Source organism: Methylibium sp. T29-B, from assembly GCF_000576225.1.
Lineage (GTDB): Bacteria > Pseudomonadota > Gammaproteobacteria > Burkholderiales > Burkholderiaceae_C > Methylibium > Methylibium petroleiphilum.
Map to the genome: position 1 here is coordinate 1 of NZ_AZSN01000211.1, position 4,913 is coordinate 4,913.

The 4,913-nt window shown below is 70.9% G+C and carries 3 protein-coding genes and 2 pseudogenes; 3 read left to right on the forward strand and 2 right to left on the reverse strand.

The genetic code is table 11. The features are described from left to right. Together Y694_RS19685 and Y694_RS19690 are read right to left on the reverse strand one after the other, a co-directional pair. Positions 1–910, reverse strand: a 910-nt coding sequence (locus Y694_RS19685; protein WP_036235658.1) for a 3-hydroxyacyl-CoA dehydrogenase NAD-binding domain-containing protein, incomplete at its 3' end; no start/stop codon positions are given. Further along, positions 907–1,646: pseudogene (locus tag Y694_RS19690) on the reverse strand (enoyl-CoA hydratase-related protein). The gene Y694_RS19685 and the pseudogene Y694_RS19690, both read right to left, overlap by 4 nt. A 247-nt stretch (positions 1,647–1,893) precedes the next feature. Between Y694_RS19690 and Y694_RS19695 the strand changes: the two are divergent. The 3 genes and pseudogenes from Y694_RS19695 to Y694_RS19705 all read left to right on the forward strand — a co-directional run bounded on the left by Y694_RS19695 (position 1,894) and on the right by Y694_RS19705 (position 4,596). Further along, positions 1,894–2,723 (forward strand): annotated as a pseudogene (locus Y694_RS19695) (alpha/beta fold hydrolase). Positions 2,724–2,947: 224 nt separating this feature from the next. Beyond that, positions 2,948–3,796: a glucose 1-dehydrogenase gene (locus Y694_RS19700; protein ID WP_011828483.1), complete on the forward strand. Its 849-nt coding sequence runs from the start codon at positions 2,948–2,950 to the stop codon at positions 3,794–3,796. A gap of 26 nt (positions 3,797–3,822) precedes the next feature. Continuing rightward, positions 3,823–4,596 (forward strand): glucose 1-dehydrogenase, encoded by a 774-nt coding sequence (locus Y694_RS19705; RefSeq protein ID WP_036235656.1) that lies wholly within the window; start codon positions 3,823–3,825, stop codon positions 4,594–4,596. Positions 4,597–4,913: the final 317 nt, after the last annotated feature.

Below are 4,913 nucleotides of genomic sequence, written 5' to 3' on the forward strand. Positions count from 1 at the left end.
CCGCCGGCGCGGCGGGCTGCGCTGCCGGGCCCGGCGCCGCGCGTTCGGCATGGTCGTAGAAGCCGCGCCCCGACTTGCGGCCGAGCAGGCCGCCGTCGATCAGCTCGCGCTGCACCAGCGAAGGCCCGTAGCGCCGGTCGCCGAAGTTGGCGTCGTGGACCGAGGCGGTCACCGCGAAGTTGGTGTCGTGACCGATCAGGTCCATCAGCTCGCAGGGCCCCATGCGGAACCCTGCGCCGCGCAGGCAGGCGTCGAGCACGGCCGGCTCGGCCGCACGCTCCTGCAGCAGCGCCAGCGTCTCGGCGTAGTAGGGCCGGGCGATGCGGTTGACGATGAAGTCCGGCGTCGAGCGGGCGTGCACCGGCGTCTTGCGCCAGCGCTCGCTGAGCGCGAACACGGCCTGCGCCACGCTCGGCTCGGTGCGCAGGCCGGAGACCACCTCCACCAGCTTCATCACGGGCACCGGGTTGAAGAAGTGCAGACCGACGCAGCGCCCCGGGTGCCGCAGGTCGCGCGCCAGCGCGGTGATCGAGATCGACGAGGTGTTGGACGCCAGCACGCAGTCGGCGTCGACGATCGCCTCGAGTTGCGCGAACAGCGTGCGCTTGGCCTCGGCCTGCTCGACGATGGCCTCGACCACCAGCCGGGCGCCGGCTGCCGCGTCGATCGACGTGGCCGGGGTGATGCGCGCCAGCGTGGCCTGCGCCGCCTCCGCGCTCAGGCGACCCTTCGCCACGAGCGCGTCCAGGCCGGTGGCGAGCCGGCGCAATGCGGCGAGCGCCGCGCCGTCGCGGGCGTCATGCAGCTGCACCGGGTGCCCGGCCTGGGCCGCCACCTGCGCGATGCCGGCGCCCATGATGCCCGCGCCGATCACGCACACCGGCGACTGCGTGTCGAGTGCACGCCTCATGCCGGCCCCTTCGCCCACGGCGGCGGGCGCTTCGCGAAGAAGGCGGCAAAGCCCTCGCGCGCCTCGTCGCCCAGGCGCACGCGGCTGATGGTCTGCGCCGTCAGCTCGCGCACCTCGGCCGTGATGGCACCGACCTCGAGGCGGCCGAACAGCGCCTTGATCTCCGCCTGCGCGCACGGACCGTTCTGCAGCAGCTCGGCCGCGAGCGCGTCGACCGCCGCATCCAGCGCGTCGGGCGCCACCACCTGCTGCACCAGGCCCAGCTCGCGGGCCTCGGCAGCGCCGATCCGTGTGGCCGTCAGCGCCAGCCGCTTCGCCTGGCGCTTGCCGACCGCGTTGGTGAGATAGGGCCCGATCACCGACGGCAGGATGCCGAAGCGGGCCTCGCTGACGGCGAACTTCGCGTCCTCGCTGGCCACCGCGAGGTCGCAGGCGCACACCAGCCCGACGCCGCCGCCCAGCGCCACCCCGTGCACGCGTGCGATGGTGGGTTGCGGACAGGCGGCAACACGGTCGAGCATCGCCGCGAAGCGGCGCGCGTCGTCCAGGTTCCACGCCGGCGTGGCGGCGCTGGCACGCTGCATCCAGCCAGGTCGGCGCCGGCCGAGAAGGCCTTGCCCTGGCCGGCCAGCACGATCACGCGCACCTGCGGGTCGGCCGCGAGCCGGGCATAGGCGGCGTCGAGCTCGCCGATCATCGCCTCGTCGAAGGCGTTGAACACCTGCGGTCGGGCCATCTCCACGCGTGCCACCCCGGAGGACGTCACGTCGATGCTCAATGTGTTCACGGCGGGTTCCTTTTCGGGGCGCTCGGTCGGTCTCGAAGTGCGGGTGTCCTTCGCGGCGCAGTGTCGCCGCGATCGCCTTCCCGCGTCGGCCGGCCGTGCCGGCGCGGTAGCATTCCTCTCGGTCAGGCGCTGCCGGCGGCATTGTCGAGCGGCCCTGCGCCGGCCGTCGATCTGCGGCCCGACCGGACCCCACGCCGTGAACTCTCCGCCGCCGCCCGCCCATCCCGATGCCGTCCGCGACGGATTCGTGTCGATCGCGTGGCGCGACCGCGAAGTGCGCATCGAGTACCGATGGATCGGCCGCGAACACCGCGACGCGCCGCTGCTGGTGTTCCTGCACGAAGGCCTGGGCTCGGTGTCGATGTGGCGCGAGTTCCCGCAGCAGCTGTGCCAGGCCATCGGCGTGCGCGGCCTGGTGTACTCGCGGCCCGGCTACGGCCGCTCCACGCCGCGCGCGGCCGACGAGGCCTGGGACGTGGACTTCCTGCACCGCCAGGCACACGAGGTGCTGCCGGCGCTGTTCGCCGCGCTGGCCATCGACGAGCCGGTGTGGCTGTTCGGGCACAGCGACGGCGGCTCGATCGCGCTGCTGCATGCCGCGCGTTTTCCGGCGTCGGTGGCAGGGCTGGCGGTGCTGGCGCCGCACATCCTCGTCGAGGACATCACGGTCGCGGGCATCGAGCAGACGCGTCGCAGTTTCATGACGACCGAGCTGCCGCAGAAGCTGGCCCGCCACCACGACGACGTCGACTCGGCGTTCTGGGGCTGGAATCGCATCTGGCTGCATCCGTCATTCCGGTCATGGCGCATCGAGGCCCAGATCGCGGCGATCCGCTGCCCGCTGCTCGCGGTGCAGGGGCAGGACGACGAGTACGGCACGCTGGAGCAGGTCGCGGCATCGCGCGGCGCGTGCCGCAGACGCGCCTGCTGGAGCTGCCGCGGTGCGGCCATTCGCCGCACCGCGACCGGCCCGAGGCGGTGATCGCCGCGGTGGCCGCACTGATGGGGTGCACGCCGGCCGCCTGATGCAGCGTGCGCTGCGGGCCGGTGGTCGGCGGGTGTCACGTCCGCGACGCGCGACCCTGGGTTTCCCCGCGGGAGCGGCGCGCGCGAACTACCCCGCCGGGTAGTGACGGTGGGGTAGGGCGCCGCAATCATCCGGCCTCGCCATGTGCTCGCGCTGCGCCGCGAGTCGCGCCCATGCCTCCGGTCGGGCCGATGCCCGCACCGACAAGAACCAGGAGACCCCCATGACCGACAGCCGCGCAAGCACCCCGGCTCCCATCGACTACGGCAAGGCCTACCGCGTGGACGGCAAGGTCGCGCTGATCAGCGGCGCGGCGCGCGGCCTCGGCGCCGAGATGGCAAGGGCGCTGGCGGGTGCCGGTGCGCGCGTGATGGTCACCGACGTGCTGGAGTCGCAGGGTCGCGAGACGGTGGCCGAGATCCGCGCCGCCGGTGGCCAGGCCGACTTCTTCCGGCTCGACACCACCGACGAGGCGCAGTGGGAGGCCGCGATCGCCGTCACGATCGAGCGGCTCGGCGGCCTGCATGTCCTCGTCAACAACGCGGGTATCGAGCGCCTGCAGTTCATCACCGAGACCACGGTCGAGGAATTCCGCAAGGTGCAGGACGTCAACGTGACCGGCGTCTTCCTCGGCTGCAAGCACGCGATCCGCGCGATGCGGCCGGGCGGCGCGGCCGGGCAGGGCGGCTCGATCATCAACCTGTCCTCGGTCGCCGGCCTGGTGGGCTGCATCGGCCTGAGCAACTACTGCGCGTCCAAGGGCGCGGTGCGACTGTTGACGAAGTCGGTCGCCGTCGAGTGCGGGCAGCTCAAGCTCGGCATCCGCTGCAACTCCATCCACCCCGGCGTGGTGTGGACCGCGATGGGGCGCGACCTGTTCCAGCACTTCGTCGACCTGAAGATCATGCCCGACCTGGCGGCCGCGCAGACCGCCTTCGAGACGGCGATCCCGATGGGCCGCTGCGGTGCGCCCGAGGACGTGGCCTCTGCCGCGCTCTACCTCGCCTCCGATGCCGCGAAGTGGGTCACCGGCGCCGAGTTCGTGGTCGACGGTGGCTACACCGCGGTCTGACGAGACTATCAACTGGAGACACAGACATGGGACGCGTGGACAACAAGGTAGCGCTGGTGACGGGCGGCGCCAAGGGGATCGGCCGGGCCAGCGCCCTGATGCTGGCGCGCGAAGGCGCCAGGGTGGTGCTCACCGACGTGGAAGAGGCGCAGGGCACCGCGGTGGCGAAGGAGATCGAGCGCGCCGGTGGCAAGGCGCTGTTCCTCGTGCAGGACGTGACTGATGAGAGTCAGTGGGTCGACGTGGTCGACCGGGCGCGCGCGCACTTCGGCGGCCTGAACATCGTCGTCAACAACGCCGGCATCGGCACCGCAGGCAGTGCGGAAGACGAGACGCTGGAGGCCTGGCGCCGCCTGATGGCCGTCAATCTGGACGGCGTCTTCCTCGGCACCAAGCACGCGATCCGCGCGATGAAGGACGAGGCCGGCGCGGGCTCGATCATCAACATCTCGTCGATCGAGGGCATCGTCGCCGATCCGAAGCTCGCGGCCTACAACGCCAGCAAGGGCGGCGTGCGCATCTTCTCCAAGTCGGCGGCGCTGCATTGCGCGCAAGCGGGCTATCGCATCCGGGTTAACACCATCCATCCAGGCTACATCTGGACGCCGATGGTCGAAGGCTATCTGACCAGCCTCGGCGATGTCGAGGGTGGGCGCCAGGTGATCTCGAAGATGCACCCGATCGGGCGGATGGGTGAACCCGACGACATCGCCTACGGCGTGCTCTACCTGGGCTCCGACGAGTCCTCGTTCATGACGGGCAGCGAGCTCGTCATCGACGGCGGCTACACCGCGCAGTAGCCGCACACCCCCGTGAAAACGCTTGTGGGATGAACGCCGAGACGCTGCAGAAACTACCCGCTCGGGTGGGTCGCCGTGCCCCCCACTGCCTCTCTAATTGTTCGATCGAGAAGCGGCCGGTGGAGGGTTGCGTGCACGCTCGAAGCGGTTCGACATAAACAACTGAAATCAAGAGACCTGGGTGCCTGATGGAAAAGATTGACCTGCGACGCAAGTTGGCGCGATTTGCGCTGGGGAACAGATGGTTGATCCTGCTGGTGATGGGGTTGATCACGGTGTTCTTTGCGGTCGGGCTGGTGCGGGTGGACGTGAAGACG

Coding starts and splice junctions, on each gene's coding strand:
- Y694_RS19700 (WP_011828483.1), top strand. CDS start 2,948: ATGACCGACAGCCGCGCAAGCACCCCGGCTCCCATCGACTACGGCAAG.
- Y694_RS19705 (WP_036235656.1), top strand. CDS start 3,823: ATGGGACGCGTGGACAACAAGGTAGCGCTGGTGACGGGCGGCGCCAAG.